Here is a 20,538-nt window from a genome sequence, read left to right as displayed (position 1 = left end):
CTCTTGCAGCTTGAGGCTCGATGCTCGTAGCTGCTTTCATACCGCCACCTCTTCGCTGTCGGCATTGGTCTTGCCAAAGCGCCGACCGAGGCGATCGAAGTACAGGTAGATCACCGGCGTGGTGAACAGCGTCAGCACCTGACTCACCAGCAACCCGCCCACCATGACCAGACCCAACGGTTGGCGTAGCTCAGCCCCGGAACCGGTGGCGAGCATCAAGGGCACGGCGCCGAACAAGGCTGCCAGCGTGGTCATCAGGATCGGCCGGAAACGCAACAGCGCCGCCTGATAGATCGCCTGTTCCGGGGCCATGCCCTGGTTGCGCTCGGCATCGAGGGCGAAGTCGATCATCATGATCGCGTTCTTCTTGACGATACCGATCAGCAGAATGATCCCGATGATCGCGATCATGCCCAGATCATTGCCACTGAGCAGCAAGGCCAGCAAGGCGCCGACCGCCGCCGACGGCAGTGTCGAGAGGATGGTGATCGGATGGATGTAGCTCTCGTACAGCACGCCGAGCACGATGTACATGGTCACCACCGCCGCCAGAATCAGCAGCAAGGTACTCGACAGCGAGGCCTGGAATGCTTCGGCCGCGCCCTGGAACTGGGTCTGCACGCCGATCGGCATGCCGATGTCCTTCTGCACCTGCTCGATGATATCGACCGCATGCCCCAGCGACACGCCGGGAGCGAGGTTGAACGACATCATCACCGCCGGGAACTGGCCGATATGGGTGATCGCCAGTTGTGCCTGACGTTCTTCGACATGGGCGAGGCTCGACAAGCGCACCTGCGCACCATCGGTGGTTTTGACGTGAATCTGGTCGAGCGCTTTCGGACCGATCTGCTCCCCCGCTTGCGCCTGGAGTACCACGCGGTACTGGCTGGCCTGGGTGTAAATGGTCGAGATCTGCCGCTGGCCAAAGGCGTCGTATAGCGCATCGGTGATGTTCTGCACCGAGACGCCCAGGCGCGAGGCCGCATCGCGGTCGATCAACAGGTAGACCTGCAAACCTTTGTCCTGCAAGTCACTGGCAACGTCCGTCAGTTCCGGGCGTTGGGCCAGCGCTTCGACCAGACGCCCGCTCCACTGGCTCAACAGCTCGGAATCCGGCGACGACATGCTGAACTGGTACTGCGTGCGGCTGACCCGGTCCTCAATGGTCAGGTCCTGCACCGGCTGCATGAACAGGCGAATACCGACCAGTTTGTCCAGTTGCGGTTGCAGGCGCGCGATCACTTCGGTGGCCGTCAGATTCCGCGCACTGTGAGGTTTGAGGTTGATCAGCAGGCGGCCGCTGTTGAGCGTGGCGTTATCGCCATCAACCCCGATGTAGGACGACAGGCTCTGCACTGCCGGATCTTGCAGAATGATCTTCGCCAGTTCCTGCTGACGCTCGCCCATCGCCGCAAAGGAAATCGACTGCGGCGCCTCGGAAATGCCCTGAATCACTCCGGTGTCCTGCACCGGGAAGAAGCCTTTCGGCACGACCATATAGAGGAATACGGTCAACCCCAGCGTAGCGATGGCCACCAGCAAGGTCAGAGGCTGGTGCTTGAGCACCCAGCGCAGCATCCGACCGTACTCGGCAATCATCCAGTCAATCACCGCACCACTGGCCCGATAGAAACGGCCCTGCTCGTGTTCTTCCGGTTCACGCTTGAGCAGACGCGCGCACATCATCGGCGTCAGGGTCAGCGAGACCACCAGCGAAATCAGGATCGCCACGGCCAGGGTGATGGCGAATTCGCGGAACAACCGCCCGACCACATCGGCCATGAACAGCAGCGGGATCAACACCGCAATCAGCGACAGCGTCAGGGAAATCAGGGTGAAACCGATCTGCTTCGCCCCTTTGAGCGCAGCCTGCATCGGGCTGTCGCCCTCCTCGATGAAACGCGCGATGTTTTCCAGCATCACGATCGCATCGTCGACCACAAAACCGGTGGCGATGGTCAGCGCCATCAGCGTCAGGTTATTGACCGAAAATCCGGCGAGGTACATCACGCCAAAGGTGCCGATCAGTGACAGCGGTACCGCCACGGAGGGAATGATGGTCGCACTGGCACGGCGCAGAAACAGGAACGTCACCATCACCACCAGCGCGATGGCAATCAGCAATTCGTGTTGCACGTCAGTGACCGAGGCACGGATGGTTTGCGTGCGGTCGGTGAGCACCGTCACGTCGAGGCCGGCCGGCAGGTTGTCGGTGATGCTCGGCAGCAGGGCCTTGATGCGGTCGACCACTTCAATGACGTTGGCCCCTGGCTGACGCTGGATGTTCAGCAACACGGCCTGATTCTGGTTGGCCCACGCGGCGAGACGCTCGTTTTCGGCGCCATCGACGATTTCCGCCACGTCCTTGAGCCGCAACGGCGCACCGTTCTTGTAGGCCAGGATCAGGTTGGCGTAGTCCTTGGGCGAGGTCAACTGGTCGTTGGCATCGAGCATCGACACCCGGGTCGGGCCGTCGAAGTTGCCTTTCGGCTGGTTGACGTTGGACGCGCCGATCAGGGTGCGCACGTCGGACAGGTTCAGGCTGTTGGCCGCCAGCGCTTCCGGGTTGACCTTGATCCGCACCGCCTGACGCTGGCCGCCGGCAATGCTGACCATACCGACGCCGCTGATCTGGGCGATCTTCTGCGCCATGCGCGTATCGACCAGGTCATTGAGCTTGGGCAGGAGCATGGTTTTCGAGGTGATCGCGAGGGTCAGCACCGGGGTGTCCGCCGGATTGACCTTGTTGTACACCGGCGGTGCCGGCAAGTCGGTCGGCAACAGGTTGGTCGCGGCGTTGATCGCGGCCTGCACCTGTTGTTCGGCGACGTCCATGTTGATGTCGAGGCTGAAGCGCAGGGTCAGTACCGACGCACCGCCGGAACTGGTCGAGGCCATTTGCGTGAGGCCAGGCATCTGCCCGAACTGGCGCTCGAGCGGCGCGGTCACGGCGCTGGTCATTACGTCCGGGCTGGCGCCGGGATACAGGGTCATGACGCGGATGGTCGGGTAATCGACCTGCGGCAATGCCGATACCGGCAACAGGCGATAAGCAATCAGGCCGGCCAGGATAATCGCCAGCATGCTGAGGGTGGTGGCTACCGGACGGAGGATGAACAGCCGCGAAATGTTCATGCGCCCTTCTTGGCCTTGTCAGCGACGGCAGCGTCCGGCGCAGTGGCGGCGGCCTTGCCTTGCAGGTGTTCGGTTGGCGTGGTCGGCACTTGATTGCTGTCGTTGACCACTTCCACTTCGCTGCCTTCCTTGAGGCGGTCGGTGCCTTCGAGTACCACCCGGTCGCCGGCCGCTAGACCTTCGGTGACCACTGTGTTTTCGCCGTCGCTGGCGCCGATCTTCAATTGGCGGATGGTGACTTTCTTGTCGCCGTCCAGCGCATAGACGAAGGTACCGTTGGTGCCGAACTGAATGGCCGCCGACGGCGCCAGTACCACGCCTTTCAGAGTATCGGCCAGCAGGTGCACATTGACGAACTGGTTGGGGAACAGCGCCTGATCACGGTTTTCGTAGCGCGCCTTGAACTTCAGGGTGCCGGTGGCGACGTCGATCTGGTTGTCGAGGCTTTGCAGCACCCCGGTGGCCTGCAGTTTGGTGTCGCCGCGATCCCAGGCTTCGGCCGGCAGTTTGGCGCCACTGCGATAGCGGGCGAGCACGGTTTCGAGGCTGTTTTCCGGCAAGGTGAAAGCGACGCTGATCGGTTGCGTCTGGGTAATCACCGCCAGGGACGTGGTGTCATTGGCGGTGACAAGGTTACCCACGTCTACCTGACGCAGACCGACCCGGCCGGCAATCGGTGCACGGATTTTGGTGAATTCAAGATTGAGCTTCGCGTCGTTGACCGCTGCCTGGTTGGTCTTGACCGTGCCCAGATATTGGCCGACCAGCGCTTCGGCGGTGTCGAGGGTCTGCTTGGCGATGCTGTCTTCCTTGTACAGGCCGCGATAACGCTCGACATCGACCTGGGCGTTTTTCAACTGCGCCTGGTTCTGCAGCAAAGTGCCTTCAGCCTGCAGCAAGGCGTTCTGGTACGGGCGCGGGTCGATCTCCGCGAGCACGTCGCCGGCCTTGACCATCTGCCCTTCTTCGAAATTGATCTTCATCAGTTCGCCGCCGACCCGGCTGCGCACATTGATGGTGTTGAGTGCTGTCACCGTGCCCAGCGCCTTGTAATACAGCGGGAAGTCCCCCGTGACCGCCGGCGCCACGCGCACTGGAATTGGTCCGGTGCCACCACCGAAGCCCGGCCGCATCATCCCCGAACGCCCGGTATGCCCGGCCGCCGCCTTCTCGCCGCCCTCCTTGTGGGCTGAACCGGCCGGCCAGAATTTCCAGCAGAGGACGGCGATAACCAACAAGACAAGCAGGCTGATCAGCCAGCGACGAGAGTTGCGTGGGGACGATTGCATGGATTGATTAACCATTGGGCGCGTGGGCTTCTTCTACGGGAGGCTGAACGATAAGCACTGACGGGAATTAAGCAAAGCAGCTTTACCGGCAATTTACCTTCAACTTACGTTTCAAGGTGTGAGGCAAAACACTGATACACAAATGAAAACGGCCTGGACAGGGCCAGGCCGTTAACAATTGTAAAAGCGCTTGTTTCAGAACACTTATTTCAGAACGGCGAGCGCCGCTTCGTAATTAGGCTCTTCGGCAATTTCCTTGACCAGTTCGCTGTGCAGGACGTTGTCGTTTTCGTCCAGAACCACAACGGCACGGGCGGTCAGGCCTTTCAACGGGCCGTCAGCGATGGCCACGCCGTAGTTTTCGATGAACTCGGTGCCGCGCAGGGTCGACAGGTTCTGGACGTTTTCCAGGCCTTCGGCGCCGCAGAAGCGCGCTTGGGCGAACGGCAGGTCAGCGGAGATGCACAGCACCACGGTGTTGGCGATGTCGTTGGCCTGAGCGTTGAACTTGCGCACGGAAGTGGCGCAGGTCGGGGTGTCAACGCTTGGGAAGATGTTCAGCACTTTGCGCTTGCCGGCAAAGTCTTTCAGGGTGACGTCGGACAGATTGCCGGCAACCAGAGAAAAGGCTGGCGCCTTGGAACCGGCTTGTGGCAACTGGCCGTTGACTTGAACCGGGTTGCCTTTAAGGGTGACTTGAGCCATGACTTGAGTCCTTCTGATGTTTTGATTGGAAAGCATGCAAGAGGCCGAAGTTAACCACGAAATTGTCCGACGACCTATGCCCTGTTTGGAAATTGTTGGGTGCCTGCGCAAAAAATTGTATACAAAACCAGCGCTACTCCCCTGTAGGAGTGAGTCTGCTCGCGATAGCGGTCTTTCATATACGCAAATGTTGACTGACACACCGCTATCGCGAGCAGGCTCACTCCGACAATGGATCTGCGGTGTGAAAAATTCTCCGCACTTTTACCAGAGCCCCTGTCGATTCAAGTGTGGCCCGTTCGACTAAACAACAAATCCCCACAATCCACGGAGCAACCGCCATGCGATTCATGATCCTTGTAAAAGCCAGCGTCGACTCGGAAGCCGGCATCATGCCCAGCAAAGAGCTGATCACCGCCATGGGCAACTTCAACGAAGAACTGGTCAAGGCCGGCATCCTGATCGATTGCGATGGCCTGCATCCGAGCAGCAAAGGCGCGCGCGTGCATTTCTCCGGTGATAAACGCACGGTCATCGACGGGCCGTTCATCGAAACCAAAGAACTGGTGGCGGGCTACTGGATCTGGGAAGTGAAATCAAAAGAAGAAGCCATCGAATGGGTCAAGCGCTGCCCTAATCCGATGCCGGGCGAGTCCGATATTGAAATCCGCCAGATATTTTCCGCCGAAGACTTTGGCGCCGAGTTCACCCCTGAAGCGCGTGCGCAAGAAGAACGCGTTCGTGAACAGGCCAAGCAAAACGGCTGAATCCAATATCCCCTGTAGCCGCTGCCGCAGGCTGCGATCTTTTGATGTTGATCGACTGAAACGAGATCAAAAGATTGCAGCCTTTGGCAGCTCCTGCAGTGGGCTGCAGTTATTTGGCGGACTTGAGCTTCAGATACGACTGACGCATGTCGGAAGCCCAGCCATCAATCACGGGTTTGACGTCGTTTGCCGTCATCGCCTGCGTGTCGTTTTCCAACGGTTTGCCGGTGCCCTTGCGCACCACTTGCGCCACGACCTTGTTGTTGCCGCCATCGAGGAAAACCGCCTCGGTGGCCAGAGTGGTTTCCTGATCGCGGATACCACTGGCGGTACTTACCGCGGCGGCGACCAGGGCAATCGGGATCACTTCATACGCGTGCAGGCCTTCGGTCTTGCTGCTGACAGCGGTGATCGCCGCGCGCACCACAATCACACCTGGGCCGGGTCCGGTTGCAAGCGGCAGGTCTTTGCCGATTTCACGCTTGAGTGCCTGGTCGTAGTAGGAAGTGATGCCATTGAGGGTCTGTTGGGAAATTTTCGCGGTCGGTTGTGGTTTCGGGTAGAGCTGAGTCGGTTCGATGTACACACTGGTGAACTTCTTGACGTCCACCTTTGGATCGACCCAGCGCATCACCTCGGCACCGGACGGGGATTTGGCCTCCTTGAGCTGGCTGTAGTCTTTGAGGAATCCTGAGTACTCTTTCGGGTCGACGGTTTTGCTGGAACAACCCACCATTGCGACGGTGGCAATGCACAGAGTGCCCATCATCACTGCTAGCTTCATGCTGTAACTCCTGTCAGAAGGCCGAAAACTTTGCCTGGGGGAGTTACAGGTATAGCTAAAACTTCAGTAATTGCGATTGCACAGCACAATATTCACGCAAGGCTGCGCGGCGGATCACAAGCGTCATTTGAAAGACATCGAGCATCCGGCAACGCTGCATCGAGCTCTTGGCCATTGGTGAACTTCAAGAATCCGCTGCATTGGAGCAATCTGAGCCAGAATGCCCGCAGATGCTGTTGCTGGGCTGTAAGAATAAGAACTTGGGCGATCTGACGCTTAAGTGACCGGCTGGAAATTGTCTTCCCTCACCCTAGCCCTCTCCCAGAGGGAGAGGGGACCGATTGGGGGATATTCGAAAGATGCACCGACTTGAGCGATTGGCTTTGAATCCATAATCGACTCGGTCTTCCACGTCGGTGCAGGACGACAAACACCTCGATCAGTCCCCTCTCCCTCCGGGAGAGGGTTAGGGTGAGGGGCTTTTCGGGGGGGGGGGCACCCCGTTACCAGGACGAAGTCTCACCACTGCGCAACGCCATCTCCCGCCGGCTGTTGATGTGCATCGCCTTGATCAGCGACACCGTGCCCACCAGCAAAATCGCTGCCCCCAACAGGAAGTCGATGTTGTACAGCTGGAAGTCCTGCACCGGCCCGATCAGCAGCACCCGCACGATCGCCGCGCCCAACAGCGTGGCAAGGAAGTCGATCCCCGGTTCATTGCGGTAAAACACCAACAACAACGGCAGGCACAGCACCAGAAGAAGCAACAGCACAACCACCTTGAACGAACCTTTGCGCTCCACGCTGAAGGCACATTCGTGCGGCCCGTACGCCTTGTAATCCTCGTCGCGGATCATTGAGGTTTTCTCGTTGATGTAGTCGACGCGGTTGTACTTCTGGATCGGCGTGAAGGTGTTGGACATCTCCATTAGCGTGGTGATGTTCTTGAAGCGCAGATCGACGCGCTCGCTGCCCTTGAGGTAATAGAGCACCGGTTTGTAGCCGTAGCGATAGGTGTCGAAGGGGAATTCGGTGACCTGACCCTGCACACCGATCGGGCGTGGCTCCAGTTCGGCATAGGCGCTTTTGTTGGTGGCCGAGAGGTTGCGGCTCAGGGGCTGAACCTTGACTTGCTCAAGAAAGATCGGCGTCACGCCGTAGGACCATTGCAACGGCTCCAGACGCAAACGCAGTTCATTGCGAGCGAGGTCGTAGCGGTTGAAAGTGCGTTCGGAGACCACCAGCGAACCGCTGAGCATGAACTCGCCGCGCAGGTTGTTGGTGACGCGCAAGGTCAGTTGATCCTTGCCCAGCAACGCCGCTTCGGTAGACGGCGGCGTGCCGCACCACGCGGTGCTTTCGCCGACACCGCCGAGCTGACCGCCACGGTTTTCCTTGAATACATAAAAGTAACTGGCCCACAGCGTCAGCATCAAAAGCAACGCGGTGAGGCCGAGGATTTTTTTGCCCGGACTCACTGATCAGACTCCCTTCTTCGGTTCCATCGTCCAGCCGAAAACCCGCTGGCGACGGCGACTCTACCAAAAGGCCACCATCGACCCAAGGAAAAATGCCCGATTCGTGGGAGCCCTAAGGGTTTCCCCGGTACGCAAAGCCCACACAGGAGTCCTTTATCAGGAAGATGTCAGCGTCTTCGGAACAGTGGGCGTGGCTCGATCACCGAGCGGCCGTAGAGCACGCTCATGCCGGCGAGTCCCTTGAGTGCGTCCTCAGCCGACTTGTCCGCGCGCACGGCAAAACTGTCGAAGCCGCACTGGCGCATATGGCTCAACTGATCGCGCAACACGTCGCCAATTGCGCGTAGCTCCCCTGCCCAGCCGAAACGACGGCGCAACAGATACGCCTGACTGTAGGCACGCCCGTCACGGAAGCTCGGGAAGTCGAGGGCAATCAGCGGCAATGACGCCAGCCACGGGACCAGGCTCTCGACCTCATCGTCCGGACCGAGCCACACGGCGTGGGTCGAAGGCGATTCGAGCCAGTGTGCCAGTGGCAGAATCAACAACCCGTTGGGCCTCGGCGTCAATGGCTCGCGTACCAGCGTCCACGGATCATCCGCCACAACCCGCGCCACGCCCTGCTCCAGTCGCAACAGATTGTTCATGCCGGCACCTCCAGCGTTTTCGGATAGACCCGCTCCTTGAACGGCTCCAGCCCGATGCGCGCCAGGGTATCGACAAACGATTCCTCACTCTCGCGATAACGCACAAAGGTGCCGATGATCCGCTCGATCACCTGCGGCACTTCCGCAGCGCTGAACGACGGGCCGATAACCTTGCCCAGTGCGCTGTTTTTGCCCTGCGCCCCACCCAGCGTGATCTGATACCACTCGCTGCCGTTCTTGTCGACGCCGAGGATGCCAATGTTGCCGATGTGGTGATGACCGCAGGCGTTCATGCAACCGGAGATGTTCAGGCTGATGTCGCCCAGGTCGTGCAGGTAGTCGAGGTTGTCGAAGCGCGTCTGAATCGCCTGGGCAATCGGGATCGACTTGGCGTTGGCCAGCGCACAAAAGTCACCGCCCGGACAGGCGATGATGTCAGTGAGCAAGCCGACGTTGGCGCTGCCCAGACCGTGCTTGCTCGCCAGTTGCCACAGAGCGTAGAGGTCTGATTTGGGTACATCGGGCAGGACGATGTTCTGTTCATGCGCGATGCGAATCTCGCCAAAGCCGAACCGCTGCGACCAGTCCGCCACGGCGAGCATCTGCACCCCGGTGACATCCCCCGGCGCCGCGGCCATGCCCGGCTTGGTCGACAACACCACACTGGTGTAACCGGGCACCTTGTGCGGCCGCACATTGCGCGCGACCCAACGGGCGAACGCCGGGCTCTCGGCCAGCCGCGTGCCGAAGTCCAGATCGGTATCGGCCAGGGTGCGATAGGTCGGCGGTATAAACGCACTGGCGACCCGCTCGTATTCAGCGTCGGTCAACTGCGCCGGGCCGTCCTTGAGGTGCTGCCACTCCTCTTCGACTTCCTTGGCGAACGCCTCGATGCCCAGTGCCTTGACCAGAATCTTGATCCGCGCCTTGTACTTGTTGTCCCGCCGGCCGTGGCGGTTGTAGACCCGCAGTACCGCCTCGACGTAGGACAGCAGATGCTGCCACGGCAAGCCTTCGCGGATCTGCAGACCGAGGATCGGCGTGCGCCCCAGTCCGCCGCCGACGATCACCCGCAGCAGCATTTGCCCATCCGGGCCGGGATAAAGATAGAGGCCGATGTCATGCATCATGATCGCCGCACGATCCTGCTTCGCCGAACAGATGGCGATCTTGAATTTGCGCGGCAGAAACAGGAACTCCGGATTGATCGTCGACCACTGCCGGAGGATTTCCGCCAGCGGTCGTGGGTCGATCATTTCGTCCGCCGCGACCCCGGCAAATGCCTCGGTGGTGATGTTGCGCACGCAGTTGCCGGAGGTCTGGATCGCATGCATGTTGACCTGCGCCAGACGTTCGAGAATGTCCGGCACCTCGGCGAGCTCAATCCAGTTGAATTGCATGTTCTGCCGCGTGGTGAAGTGGCCGTAACCGCGATCGTAATCGCTGGCGATGTCTGCCAAGGTGCGCATCTGTTCGGCGCTCAAGGTGCCGTAGGGAATCGCCACACGCAGCATGTAGGCGTGCTTTTGCAGGTACAGGCCGTTTTGCAGGCGCAGCGGCAGGAACTCCTCTTCGCTCAACTCACCAGCCATGAAGCGCTCGACCTGATCGCGGAATTGCGCAACGCGCTCGAACACCAGTGCGCGGTCGTAATCATCGTATTGGTACATGCAGCAACTACCCCATCAGAATTGTGCGCAATTGCTGTAGGAATGAGCTTGCTCACTCCTACAGATTCTGCATGCACTATGACGAAGCAGCGCAGCACGTTACAGATTCACCTGAACGCATAAAAACCATATCAGGGCGCGGCAGAACGCCGCAGTCAGCCCTTCAATCTGATCCGCACAAATGAAAGATTCCTGAGCCTGTTTTGTTTCTGGCGGGGTTTCTACAGTGCAGCTCGTGCCAGACCAGGGTGGCCTGGCAAGACTTTGCAACCGTGGATGAACTGACCATGAGCACAGCAACAATCGGACAGGCTTACAACTACAAGGTCGTCCGCCAATTTGTCATCGCGACGGTTTTCTGGGGTGTCGTGGGCATGGCGATGGGGGTATGGATCGCCTCGCAACTGGTATGGCCGGACATGAATCTGGACTTGCCGTGGACCACCTTCGGTCGCTTGCGGCCGCTGCACACCAGCCTGGTGATTTTCGGTTTCGCCGGCAGCGCGCAATTCGCCGCCAGTTATTACGCGGTGCAGCGTACCTGCCAGGTGCGGCTGTACTCGGACAAGCTCGCCGCGTTCACCTTCTGGGGGTGGCAGTCGGTGATCGTGATCATGCTGATCACCCTGCCGCTGGGCTACACCACCACCAAGGAATACGCCGAAATCGAATTCTCCGGCGCGGTGTGGATGGCGGTGGTCTGGGTCGCTTACGCCATCGTGTTTTTCACCACCGTGGTCCAGCGCAAGACCAAGCATATTTACGTCGGCAACTGGTTCTTCGGCGCGTTCATTCTGGTGATCGCCATGTTGCATGTGGTCAATCACCTGTCGATTCCAGTGGACTGGTTCAAGTCCTATCCGGTGTATTCCGGCGCCACCGACGCGATGGTGCAGTGGTGGTACGGGCACAACGCGGTGGGCTTTTTCCTGACCACCGGGTTCCTCGGGATGATGTATTACTTCGTGCCGAAACAGGTCAACCGCCCGGTGTATTCGTACCGCTTGTCGATCGTGCACTTCTGGGCGCTGATCACCTTGTACATCTGGGCCGGCCCGCACCATTTGCACTACACCGCCCTGCCGGACTGGGCGCAGTCGCTGGGCATGGCCATGTCGCTGATCCTGCTGGCGCCAAGCTGGGGCGGGATGATCAACGGCATGATGACCTTGTCCGGTGCCTGGCATCAGTTGCGCACCGACCCGATCCTGCGCTTTCTGGTGCTGTCGCTGGCGTTCTACGGTATGTCGACCTTCGAAGGGCCGATGATGGCGATCAAGACCGTTAACGCCCTCTCCCACTACACCGACTGGACCATTGGCCACGTCCACGCCGGGGCCTTGGGCTGGGTGGCGATGATTACGTTCGGTGCGACCTACCACATGGTGCCCAAAGTGTTTGGCCGCGAGCAGATGTACAGCACGCCGCTGATCAACCTGCACTTCTGGCTGGCGACCATCGGCACGGTGTTGTACATCGCCTCGATGTGGGTCAACGGCATTACCCAGGGTCTGATGTGGCGGGCGATCAACGAGGACGGCACGCTGACCTATTCGTTCGTCGAGGCGCTGCAAGCCAGTCATCCGGGGTTCATCGTGCGGTTTGCCGGCGGGGTGTTCTTCCTCACCGGGATGTTGCTGATGGCTTATAACGTCTGGCGCACGGTGCGTGTTGCGGACGTTGCACTGGCGCGCAGTGATGCGCAGATCGCCTGAGGCAAGGAGCCTGTTCTGATGGATATTTTTTTTAATGTGTTAGGCGTGGTGTTTCTGTGGCTGGTGGTGGAGTACTGCTTGCGGCGGGAGACGGCGGACAGTCTGGATGAAGCGAGCATGGTGCCGTTTGCCGATGACCCGGAGGTGGCGCGGCGGGTGGAGATTGCCACCGGCAAGACTGTGAAAGCGGTGGCGCCGGAGGTGGCGAAGCCGGGGTGGGTCAATCTCGAGATGTGAGGGGTGTCAGCCGGGTTGCCCTCACCCTAGCCCTCTCCCAGAGGGAGAGGGAACTGACCGAGTAATTAGGCGAACTACACCGACCTGAAATATCGAGTCGAACTCAGGTTTTGAACAGCACTCGGTCTGCCCCCTTTCCCCCACATCCACCTGGGGAAGAGGGAACTGACCGAGTGGTTTAGGCGAACTACACAGACCTGAAATATCGAGTCGAACTCAGTTTTGAACAGCACTCGGTCTGCCCCCTTTCCCCCACATCTACCTGGGGAAGAGGGAACTGACCGAGTAGTTAGGCAAACTACACAGACCTGAAATATCGAGTCGAACTCAGGTTTTGAACAGCACTCGGTCTGCCCTCTTTCCCCCTCGCCCCCCTGGGGGAGAGGGCTGGGGTGAGGGGGTAAGCTCTTGATCTTAAACGCGATCGCGAGGAATCAGGCTCTGCAATTGCTGCGCAAGAAAGTTGGCGTCAAAGGCAAACGTGTCCGGGTCCTTCAGACCATTGGTCTTGCGCCACTGCCACTCGCCGTCCGGCAACCCGACCAGCGAAATGCTGCCATAGCGCGCTGCCGTCAGGCCCATCACCGCCAGGGAAATCTGTCCGGCACTGCCCATCACATCGGGCACGAACTCCACCGGTTTGCCGGCAATCAGGATGCTCAGCTTTTCAGTCTTGAAGGTCGAGGTTTCCACCGGCGTGCTCGGCCCGAAAGCGACATACGCTTCGCGGTTCACCTCAAGCAGATGCGGGGCCTGTACCGGTTCCAGCCATTGCTGGATATTGCCGAACAGTTCGGTAATCCGCGCCGTCCACACCGCCGATTGGGATTCGAACAGTTGCTTCTTGTGCGCTTCGCTTTCGGCATAGTGGCGAAGCATTTCGCCCAGTTGTTGTACGTCGTTCATCGGTACATTCCTCTGAGAGAACCTGCAAGAGCCGATAGTGACAGATCGCAGCGCCGGCGTACGTTTAACCTCGCCAGCGGGCACCGTGACACTTTGCGAGAGGTTCGGCGGTACAGTTGTTTTGCACTGGCACAAGGCGCTGAACAAATGGACACTCTGCCGGCGCCCGACTTTTTGCAACGGGCATCATCAGAGGAAGTCCAATGCGTACCATCGGCCTGATCGGCGGCATGAGCTGGGAGTCCAGCGCCGAATACTATCGCCTCATCAATCAACAGGTCCGTGATCGTCTCGGCCCGTTGCGCTCGGCGCAATTGCTGATGTACAGCGTTGACTTCGGCCCTGTCGAACAGGCCCAGCACGCCGGGCGCTGGGACGATGCGGCGGCGATTCTGGTGGACGCCGCACGCCGCCTCGAAGCGGGCGGCGCCGAATGCGTGGTGCTGTGTACCAACACCATGCACAAGGTCGCCGAACAGATTCAGGCAGCGATCAACATTCCGTTTTTGCACATTGCCGAGCCGGCGGCGAGCGCTGCGCTGGAGATTGATGCACGCACGGTCGGGTTGCTCGGCACCGCCTTCACCATGGAACAGGACTTTCTCAAGCAGCGTCTGCTTGCCCGGGGTTTGACGGTATTGGTGCCGGACGAAGCCGAACGCAAGGATGTGCACCGGATCATCTACGAAGAATTGTGCGTGGGGGTGATCAGCGAGGCCTCGCGCCAGATTTACCGGCAAGTGATCGAGTCCCTGACTGCCCGTGGTGCCCAGGCGATCATCCTCGGCTGCACGGAAATCGGCCTGCTGATCAAACCCGAGCACAGCGCCCTGCCCCTGCTCGACACCACCGAACTGCATGCGCAGTCGGCAGTGGCGTTCGCACTGGGCGATTGAGTCAGGCGGTGGGACGCGTGCGCAGACGGGCCATGCTCAGGGTGTCGACCCATTGCCCGTCGCGCACCGCATAGTCGCGAAACAGGCCTTCGTCCACGAAGCCGAACTTGCGGTACAAACCGATGGCCGCTTCATTGTCGGCGTAGACCGTGAGCTCGACGCGGTGCAGGTTCATCCAGTTGTCGGCGACGTCCAGTGCCGCCGCCAGCAGCGTCGAACCGACACCCTTGCCTTGCCACGCCACGGCGACGCCCATGCCGATGCTGCCGGCGTGGCTGCGGCGAATCCGCGAGTAGCCTTCCAGGCCCAGATTGCCGATCACCTGCCCCTGATGCAGCGCCACCAGCTTCACCGCCCGCTCGTTGTCCGCCATTAGCCGTTGGCGCCAGACTTCCGTGGACTGGAACGGCATCTGCAACACCTGCCGGGTCACGGCCGGGTCGTTGTACAACGCGGTAACGCCCTCGATGTGCGATTCGTTGAAGCGTTCGATTTTGATAGCGGGAGTGTGCTCAGGCATGGTGGATCCTTCCTGGATCGAATGGGTGGCCAATGACTCTAAACCGCCGATCACCTCATCTGCCAGCGGTAACCACTTGCAGGCTCACGCCTACAGGGTTTGGGGTCAGGGCTGGAACCATTCGTGGCGTTCGTCGAAGGTGTGGTGGATCAGTTCGACCAGTGCCTGCACTTCTTCCACTGCCTGGGTTTGCGCATTGACCGCCAGCCACGCCTGCAGCTGCATCGGTTCGTCAAACAAACCCGGCAACGCGACCAGCCCCCGGTCGAAGCGGCTCATGTACGCCGGGAGCAAACCGATGCAGGCGCTGCAGCGGATCATTTCCAGCATCAGCTCGTAGGACTGCATCTGCACCACGCCGGCCAGACGCTGTTCGACCAGTTGGTTCCATGGCTGGAAACTGCCGATCTGCCGGTCGTGCTGCCATTGCACCAGCATGAAATCGGCGAGGTCTTCGGCGCTGGCCGGGCGGGCAGTGACGCGTGAGTAACGTTTGGCGATGTGCGGCAGATAGTCCAGCCGTGCGAGGCGCTGCGGCTTGGAAATCGCAAAGGTCGGGCCCGGGTACGGTGTGTCGCCATGGGCCAGCCAGAGCACGATGTCGGCGCTGACGGCGCGCAGGGACAGTTCGCTGTCGAGGGCGATGATTTCCAGACGCACGCTGGCGTTGCGCCGCAGTAACGCGATCAGGTCGCGGCCGAGGATGTCATGCAGGATCGATTCAGCGACGGCCAGGCGAATCAGCGGTTGCTCGATCACCGGGAGTTTGCGTTCGTTGGCCAGTGCGACCAGTTTGGCCTGTAGCTGCTGGCCTTCGCGGGTGAGACTCAGGGCGCTGCCCTGAAAGCTGAACAGCGTGTGCTGCAATTCCTGTTCAAGCTGTGCCAGCTGTTTGCGCAGCAAGGTCGAGCGCACATTGAGGCTGCGCGCAGCCTGCATGAAGCAGCCGCAGCGGGCGCTGACCAGAAAGTAACGGGCGACCTCTGCAGGGATGGTCGCGGCCTGCGCCAGCCAGGGTTCACTGGCCTCCTGGGCCCAACGGTAGTCGGCGCTGCCCTGTCGTCCTGCGGGTTCGGTGAATGACATCGATGACTCCCTGTCGATCTTTGTATTTAGGCATTACGCAGATCCCCTGTAGGAGTGAGCCTGCTCGCGATAGCGTCGGCACATCTGACATCTCTTTGCCTGACACACCGCTATTGCGAGCAGGCTCACTCCTACAGGGGTTGTGGTGTACGGGTTTTCTAGGGCTTGGTTTCGAGAACCTTGTTCAGTTCGGCCCCGTCGATGCTCAGCGTTGCCGTGTTGAGCATCCCGTCCAGATACGCCTGGGCGATCTGCTCCTGACGCTGGGCACGCAAGGCCTGAGTCAGTTGATCGCGCAGTTCGTCCAGTGTCGCTGTACGCGCCGGTTGTTGTTCAGTGAGTTTGATCACATGGAACCCGGCCGCACTTTGCACCGGGTCGGACACCGCGCCGACTTTCAGCCGGGCGACGGCACCGCGAACTTCTGGCACCAGTTGCTGCAACGGTTGCAGCCCCGTGTCACCGCCACGTTCAGCACTGGCGCGATCCTGCGAGTACTGAGTCGCCAGCGCGGCAAACTCCCCCGGTGACGCCTGAGCCTTTTTACTCAGTTCGGCAGCCTGTTTGCGCGCACTCTCCAGGTTCTGCGGGTCATTCACCCCGAGGAAAATCTGACTGACCCGATACAGCGGCGGGGTCTGCCAGTTCGCCTTGCCGGCGTCATAGGCTTGCTGCAACTCGGCCGCACTCGGGTAGTCCGCCGGCACTTCGCTGACTGAACGCAAGTAGTCACGAAAGACAATCTGCTCGGTCGCCGCACGGGTCTGTCGTGCCACCTCCGGACGCTGCGCCCACCCCTGGGCATCGGCCTGTTCGAGGACGGCTTTTTCCGCCAGACGCGTACGAATCCAGCGCTCCAGCGCCTCACGATTGCCGCGCAATTGCTCGCGGGTGGCGGGCGGCACCGTTGCCAGCAACGCCTGCAACTCCGCAGGCGTGACCTGTTGATTGCCCAATCGCGCCACTGCCGGCCCCGCCGCCACCGCCACCACCGGCGCGGATTGCTGGGCAGCGACCGGGGCACTTCCCGGCCGCAGCACCAGCGCCACGGCCACCACCAACAGCGCCACTGCCCCGACGCCGATCACCATGGCAGGTTTTTTCACAGCGCGACTTCCTCTTGCTCGGCGACGGCGACTTTGGCGGTCGAGGCTTGCGCGGCCTGGCTGAAATCACGCAGGTAGACAATGAATTCCTGCAGCAGGCGATCCCACAACTCCAGGTTGCCACGCAGGTGATCGTTGCTCACGCCGGCCGCCACCACCACGTCCATTTCCATCACCAGAAACTCGCCCTGCAACGACAACCGCGCAAAACGGCGGGTGGCGTTCCATTGTTCGGCCACGCCCTGCGGCAACTCACCCTGCACGCGCAGCGCGCAGCTGAAGGTGAAATCGACGTAGCTGCCCTGCTCCACCGCCGGGTTGCCGAAGCGCACGGCATAGCCGATGCCCTGGCTGGCACTGAGCAACTGCACGATGCCGTTCTGTTCGGTCTGGTTGACGCGATAACCCGCTGCTTGCAGGACTTCGGTCAGCGATTGCGGGGAAACGTGGGTGATCAATTGAGTCATATTTTCTTCCTTGTTTATCAGTGCGTGAGCGCAGCTTGCGGCGCGTCGAATTGAGTCTTGTAGAGCTCGTCGCCAAACCCCTGGGCCAGTTCATCGAACTTGACCCGGGCACTGCCCGCGAAGGGCTGGCGAATTTTCATCACCTCGGCCACGTCGATGTTTTCGTAGGCGGTGAGGATCTGCTTGGCGACGCCGTACATCTGCTGATTCTTGACTGAACATTGCTGCACTTGTGTGTCACGTTCAGCCAATTGCGCCTGAAGCTTAGACCGTTCTGCCTCTTTGGCGCGGGCCATGAGCAGCAACTCGTCGTAGGCCTTTTTGAACTTGCCGGTCTGCTCGGCACTGGCCGCCACTTGTGCCTGGGCCTGGCTATGCAGGCTCTGCTGTTGCCCGGCCAGTTGCTCGGCGAGCCCCTTGGTTTTGGCCAGTTCGGCGGTCAATTGCTTGATCTGCGCCTGTGCGGCCTTGGCCTCGTTTTGCGCCGCCAGTTGCGCGGCGCTGGCCTGGGCCTGCTGACTTTGCAGGGCCTGCAACTGCTGGGTGGTGCTGCGCAACTGGGTGCGCAGGCGCTCTTCCATGCCTTCGGCATGGGCGCCTTGTGCAATGAAAAAACTCAGCCCCAACAGTAAAACTCGTGCGTGCATGATCGTTCTCCGGGCGCCTTAGAAGCGCGTGTTGATCTCAAGCTGCAAGACGTCGATGTCGAACGGCGCGCCATACACCGCCTCGGTGCTCATCCAGCGACCGGTCGCATAAACGTTCTTCGCCAGACCGTAGTTGCCGCCCAGGAAATAGCCCTTGGCGTTCGTGCCGCCGAGGTGGAACGACGAGTCGTTGAAGCCGTCCGGCAAGGCGTCGGGCTGGATGTACTTGTAGCCGGCGAACATGTTCCAGTCGCCCTGCTTTTTCAGGTCCAGCGCGCTGCCGAGGGTGAACTGCACCATCCACGCATTGGCGCCACTTTCGACGTTGCCGTCGCTGTCGAGGTTGTTGACGATCTGCCCGGCCGAGCGCTTGCGCATGTCGCCTTCGTCATACGCGAGGTTGTGGATGTAGTTGCCCTGACTGCGCAGCTTGAAGTCTTGCGGCAGGTCGGCATCCCAGACCAGGTTCAGATCGAGCAGGTTGAATTCGGAGGCCAGCCCCACGAACTGCGGTTGCGGCGTGGTCGTCGGGTTGAGCGGGTTCGGCGTGATGTCACGCAGCAGGAACACGCTGTTGCCCTTCTGCATGAACGCCGCGCGGCTGCCGTCGCTGTCGCAGCCCGGTGCACCGGCCCACGGCTCGCAAGGGCTGGAGCGCTGGCCTTGAATGTCGTCGAAACGGTAGTAGGCCAAGGCACCCTTGAGGCGGTTGTTGCTGTTGATCGCCCACTTGGCGCCGATCTGCGCACCGTACAGCCACTTGTTGTCGCTCTCTTCCTTGTCGAAGCCGTTGCTGCTGGCGGTGTCGTTGGTGTAGTCCACCGGGAACGCACCGACGGTGCCGAACACGCCCCAGTCGCGGTTGAGCTTGTGGTCGAAAATCGCGGCCACGCCGTCAAAGTTGAGGTCGTTGGAATACAGCATGTCGGTGGACATGAACGGGTTGGCGAAGCGCCCGCCGGTCAGCGTCAGCTCATCGGTGGGTTTCCAGTTCAGGTAGCCCTGATCGAGCCAGATGTCCTTTTTGGCAAAACCGCCGCCGAGGCTTTGCGTGGTCGATACCGGGTTGTTGTCCGAACCGGTGCCGATGCGAATGCCGGCGGTCCATTCCGGCGAGATCACCGCTTTCATGCCCAGCCGCGCACGAATACGGAACTGGTTGGTGCGGTCTTCGCGGGTGTTGAGCAGCGGCGGCAGATTGGTGCTGCTGTTCGGGTTAACGTCGTACGGGCCATTGTTGTTGAGCTTGGCGAAGTCGACGATCTCGTTGCTGTTGCTGTCCGAGTAGTAGCGCGATTCGTCGCGCAGGCGAATGTCGCCGTCGAAACTGATGCGCGAGGCCCAGTCCGGGAAGGTATTCGGCGCGGCCCAGTTTTCCTGTTTGGCGGTGGCCATGACTTCGGCCTTGACCTGATCGCGGATCTGGTCGCGCACCGCCGCCGGTACATATTGCACACGCACATCGCCCGGCGCGGCAACCGGTCCGGCCGCCACGGCGGTGGAGGCCGCCTGTTTCGCCTGGTTCGCTTCGTTCTGCGCCTGGGCGATCAGCGCGTCGGCCTTGTCCTGTTTCAGAATGCCCTGCTCGACCAGCAAGCGGATCAGATTGATCGTGGCGTTCTCCGAAGGCGCGGGCGCAGGCGCTGCCGCGGCCTGACCGACCAGGGTCGCGATGACCATGCCGACCGCCAGAGACAATCGATTCACATTGGAAATCATCTGCACACAACTCCTTTTGGCAAAGCTTGAATGCTTGGCGATAAATAAATGGGGTTAACCCGGACGCCGCCCTTGCAGGGACAGGCGCACAGGCAAAGTCATGGAGGCCGGCGGCCGTTCGCTTAAGTGCGGCGCGTTGCGCAGCGCCGCCAGTACCTGGGTGTCGATCTCGGGGTTGCCGCTGGACTTGATCAGCTCCACGCGAGTGATCTCGCCGACGCCGCTCAGCCACACATCGGCCTGCAGCGAAAACGCGAGGTTGCGCAGATCCGGGTTCTCACGCAGCAGGCGTTGAAAGGTGAAAGCGAGGAACTGGCTGTACGTCCCCGTGCCCAAACGCCCGCCACCCGCGCCGGCCATGCCGCCGCCCTTGCCCGCGCCGATGTTGAACGCGTCATTGCCGGACTGCGCATCGCCGTCCATTTGCATCGGATTGGCCAGGTCGTCCGCCGGCGATGGCGGCGCTTCTTCCTCGGGCTTGACCTCTTGCGGCTCGGGCGTCGGTTCGGGCTCGACGATTTTCTCTTCCACCGGGGTTTCCGGCTCCGGTGGTTTTTCCGGCGGCGGGGGTGGCGGTGGCGGTAACGGAATGATCATCGGCACCTTCGGCGCTTCGCGGCGGATGCCGCTCATGTCGTTGGCCCACTGCCAGAGGAACCACGCCGCGACAGCGCCGATCAGCAGCCCGGCGCCCCACTTCACGTAGCGCCGCACGGGACTTTTCACCGGCAACGGCTCGATCGGGAGTTGTGCGGTCATGA

The 20,538-nt window shown here is 60.7% G+C and carries 19 protein-coding genes; 4 read left to right on the top strand and 15 right to left on the bottom strand.

Annotated features, from left to right (window positions below; all coding sequences use genetic code 11):
* Window positions 1-36 precede the first annotated feature (36 nt).
* From K5Y35_RS20875 to tpx, 3 genes are all read right to left on the bottom strand, one after another.
* Window positions 37-3,138, bottom strand: coding sequence for an MdtB/MuxB family multidrug efflux RND transporter permease subunit (locus K5Y35_RS20875; protein WP_222832811.1), 3,102 nt, complete (start codon window positions 3,136-3,138; stop codon window positions 37-39).
* A complete protein-coding gene (locus K5Y35_RS20870) occupies window positions 3,135-4,442 on the bottom strand; it encodes an MdtA/MuxA family multidrug efflux RND transporter periplasmic adaptor subunit (RefSeq protein WP_186746822.1) in 1,308 nt (435 codons plus the stop codon). Before K5Y35_RS20870 ends, K5Y35_RS20875 begins: the two co-directional genes overlap by 4 nt.
* Window positions 4,443-4,631: 189 nt before the next feature.
* On the bottom strand, window positions 4,632-5,132 hold the full coding sequence (tpx, locus tag K5Y35_RS20865; protein ID WP_123469088.1) for a thiol peroxidase: 501 nt from the start codon (window positions 5,130-5,132) through the stop codon (window positions 4,632-4,634).
* Between the two features lie 341 nt (window positions 5,133-5,473).
* Here tpx and K5Y35_RS20860 point away from each other — a divergent pair, with 341 nt between their 5' ends.
* Window positions 5,474-5,899, top strand: a complete 426-nt coding sequence (locus K5Y35_RS20860; RefSeq protein ID WP_222832810.1) for a YciI family protein — start codon at window positions 5,474-5,476, stop codon at window positions 5,897-5,899.
* Between the two features lie 109 nt (window positions 5,900-6,008).
* Here the strand turns inward: K5Y35_RS20860 and K5Y35_RS20855 are convergent, their stop codons facing one another.
* The 4 genes from K5Y35_RS20855 to K5Y35_RS20840 form a co-directional block, all read right to left on the bottom strand.
* Complete coding sequence (locus K5Y35_RS20855; RefSeq protein ID WP_222832809.1) at window positions 6,009-6,683, bottom strand: DUF3313 domain-containing protein; 675 nt, start codon at window positions 6,681-6,683, stop codon at window positions 6,009-6,011.
* A 503-nt stretch (window positions 6,684-7,186) separates the two neighbouring features.
* Window positions 7,187-8,161, bottom strand: a complete 975-nt coding sequence (locus K5Y35_RS20850; protein WP_123469094.1) for a hypothetical protein — start codon at window positions 8,159-8,161, stop codon at window positions 7,187-7,189.
* Window positions 8,162-8,328: 167 nt separating this feature from the next.
* Window positions 8,329-8,808, bottom strand: coding sequence for a DUF934 domain-containing protein (locus K5Y35_RS20845; RefSeq protein ID WP_222832808.1), 480 nt, complete (start codon window positions 8,806-8,808; stop codon window positions 8,329-8,331).
* Window positions 8,805-10,478, bottom strand: coding sequence for a nitrite/sulfite reductase (locus tag K5Y35_RS20840; protein ID WP_222832807.1), 1,674 nt, complete (start codon window positions 10,476-10,478; stop codon window positions 8,805-8,807). The genes K5Y35_RS20845 and K5Y35_RS20840 overlap by 4 nt, the downstream gene beginning before the upstream one ends.
* 287 nt (window positions 10,479-10,765) lie before the next feature.
* Here K5Y35_RS20840 and ccoN point away from each other — a divergent pair, with 287 nt between their 5' ends.
* Together ccoN and K5Y35_RS20830 are read left to right on the top strand one after the other, a co-directional pair.
* On the top strand, window positions 10,766-12,193 hold the full coding sequence (gene ccoN / locus K5Y35_RS20835; protein ID WP_222832806.1) for a cytochrome-c oxidase, cbb3-type subunit I: 1,428 nt from the start codon (window positions 10,766-10,768) through the stop codon (window positions 12,191-12,193).
* Between the two features lie 18 nt (window positions 12,194-12,211).
* The gene (locus tag K5Y35_RS20830) at window positions 12,212-12,430 is read left to right on the top strand and encodes a cbb3-type cytochrome c oxidase subunit 3 (RefSeq protein ID WP_222832805.1); all 219 of its coding nucleotides are present in this window, start codon (window positions 12,212-12,214) and stop codon (window positions 12,428-12,430) included.
* 414 nt (window positions 12,431-12,844) lie between these two features.
* On the opposite strand, the gene K5Y35_RS20825 is transcribed toward K5Y35_RS20830, so the two are convergent.
* Window positions 12,845-13,336 carry a hypothetical protein gene (locus K5Y35_RS20825; protein ID WP_128614499.1) on the bottom strand — a complete coding sequence of 164 codons (492 nt, stop codon included), beginning with the start codon at window positions 13,334-13,336 and terminating at the stop codon, window positions 12,845-12,847.
* Between the two features lie 203 nt (window positions 13,337-13,539).
* On the opposite strand from K5Y35_RS20825, the gene K5Y35_RS20820 reads away from it, so the two are divergent.
* Window positions 13,540-14,232: an aspartate/glutamate racemase family protein gene (locus tag K5Y35_RS20820; protein ID WP_222832804.1), complete on the top strand. Its 693-nt coding sequence runs from the start codon at window positions 13,540-13,542 to the stop codon at window positions 14,230-14,232.
* Window position 14,233: 1 nt separating this feature from the next.
* Here the strand turns inward: K5Y35_RS20820 and K5Y35_RS20815 are convergent, their stop codons facing one another.
* The 7 genes from K5Y35_RS20815 to K5Y35_RS20785 form a co-directional block, all read right to left on the bottom strand.
* The gene (locus K5Y35_RS20815) at window positions 14,234-14,752 is read right to left on the bottom strand and encodes a GNAT family N-acetyltransferase (protein WP_128614497.1); all 519 of its coding nucleotides are present in this window, start codon (window positions 14,750-14,752) and stop codon (window positions 14,234-14,236) included.
* A gap of 105 nt (window positions 14,753-14,857) precedes the next feature.
* Window positions 14,858-15,838 carry a LysR family transcriptional regulator gene (locus tag K5Y35_RS20810; protein WP_222832803.1) on the bottom strand — a complete coding sequence of 327 codons (981 nt, stop codon included), beginning with the start codon at window positions 15,836-15,838 and terminating at the stop codon, window positions 14,858-14,860.
* Window positions 15,839-15,996: 158 nt separating this feature from the next.
* Window positions 15,997-16,944 carry a peptidylprolyl isomerase gene (locus K5Y35_RS20805; protein ID WP_222832802.1) on the bottom strand — a complete coding sequence of 316 codons (948 nt, stop codon included), beginning with the start codon at window positions 16,942-16,944 and terminating at the stop codon, window positions 15,997-15,999.
* The gene (locus K5Y35_RS20800; RefSeq protein WP_123469111.1) at window positions 16,941-17,411 is read right to left on the bottom strand and encodes a YbjN domain-containing protein; all 471 of its coding nucleotides are present in this window, start codon (window positions 17,409-17,411) and stop codon (window positions 16,941-16,943) included. The genes K5Y35_RS20805 and K5Y35_RS20800 overlap by 4 nt, the downstream gene beginning before the upstream one ends.
* A gap of 17 nt (window positions 17,412-17,428) precedes the next feature.
* Window positions 17,429-18,058 carry a DNA repair protein gene (locus tag K5Y35_RS20795; protein WP_222832801.1) on the bottom strand — a complete coding sequence of 210 codons (630 nt, stop codon included), beginning with the start codon at window positions 18,056-18,058 and terminating at the stop codon, window positions 17,429-17,431.
* Window positions 18,059-18,076: 18 nt separating this feature from the next.
* The gene (locus K5Y35_RS20790) at window positions 18,077-19,777 is read right to left on the bottom strand and encodes a putative porin (protein ID WP_123469115.1); all 1,701 of its coding nucleotides are present in this window, start codon (window positions 19,775-19,777) and stop codon (window positions 18,077-18,079) included.
* Between the two features lie 54 nt (window positions 19,778-19,831).
* Window positions 19,832-20,536, bottom strand: a complete 705-nt coding sequence (locus tag K5Y35_RS20785) for an energy transducer TonB (protein ID WP_123469117.1) — start codon at window positions 20,534-20,536, stop codon at window positions 19,832-19,834.
* Window positions 20,537-20,538: the final 2 nt, after the last annotated feature.

Source organism: Pseudomonas sp. SC3(2021) (assembly GCF_019856535.1).
Taxonomy (GTDB): Bacteria; Pseudomonadota; Gammaproteobacteria; order Pseudomonadales; family Pseudomonadaceae; genus Aquipseudomonas; species Aquipseudomonas monsensis.
This window is presented reverse-complemented; position numbering and strand designations above follow the sequence as displayed.

Coding starts and splice junctions, on each gene's coding strand:
- K5Y35_RS20825 (WP_128614499.1), bottom strand. CDS start 13,336: ATGAACGACGTACAACAACTGGGCGAAATGCTTCGCCACTATGCCGAA.
- K5Y35_RS20820 (WP_222832804.1), top strand. CDS start 13,540: ATGCGTACCATCGGCCTGATCGGCGGCATGAGCTGGGAGTCCAGCGCC.
- K5Y35_RS20870 (WP_186746822.1), bottom strand. CDS start 4,442: ATGGTTAATCAATCCATGCAATCGTCCCCACGCAACTCTCGTCGCTGG.
- K5Y35_RS20875 (WP_222832811.1), bottom strand. CDS start 3,138: ATGAACATTTCGCGGCTGTTCATCCTCCGTCCGGTAGCCACCACCCTC.
- K5Y35_RS20815 (WP_128614497.1), bottom strand. CDS start 14,752: ATGCCTGAGCACACTCCCGCTATCAAAATCGAACGCTTCAACGAATCG.
- K5Y35_RS20830 (WP_222832805.1), top strand. CDS start 12,212: ATGGATATTTTTTTTAATGTGTTAGGCGTGGTGTTTCTGTGGCTGGTG.
- tpx (WP_123469088.1), bottom strand. CDS start 5,132: ATGGCTCAAGTCACCCTTAAAGGCAACCCGGTTCAAGTCAACGGCCAG.
- K5Y35_RS20845 (WP_222832808.1), bottom strand. CDS start 8,808: ATGAACAATCTGTTGCGACTGGAGCAGGGCGTGGCGCGGGTTGTGGCG.
- K5Y35_RS20840 (WP_222832807.1), bottom strand. CDS start 10,478: ATGTACCAATACGATGATTACGACCGCGCACTGGTGTTCGAGCGCGTT.
- ccoN (WP_222832806.1), top strand. CDS start 10,766: ATGAGCACAGCAACAATCGGACAGGCTTACAACTACAAGGTCGTCCGC.
- K5Y35_RS20855 (WP_222832809.1), bottom strand. CDS start 6,683: ATGAAGCTAGCAGTGATGATGGGCACTCTGTGCATTGCCACCGTCGCA.
- K5Y35_RS20860 (WP_222832810.1), top strand. CDS start 5,474: ATGCGATTCATGATCCTTGTAAAAGCCAGCGTCGACTCGGAAGCCGGC.
- K5Y35_RS20785 (WP_123469117.1), bottom strand. CDS start 20,536: ATGACCGCACAACTCCCGATCGAGCCGTTGCCGGTGAAAAGTCCCGTG.
- K5Y35_RS20810 (WP_222832803.1), bottom strand. CDS start 15,838: ATGTCATTCACCGAACCCGCAGGACGACAGGGCAGCGCCGACTACCGT.
- K5Y35_RS20800 (WP_123469111.1), bottom strand. CDS start 17,411: ATGACTCAATTGATCACCCACGTTTCCCCGCAATCGCTGACCGAAGTC.
- K5Y35_RS20790 (WP_123469115.1), bottom strand. CDS start 19,777: ATGATTTCCAATGTGAATCGATTGTCTCTGGCGGTCGGCATGGTCATC.
- K5Y35_RS20795 (WP_222832801.1), bottom strand. CDS start 18,058: ATGCACGCACGAGTTTTACTGTTGGGGCTGAGTTTTTTCATTGCACAA.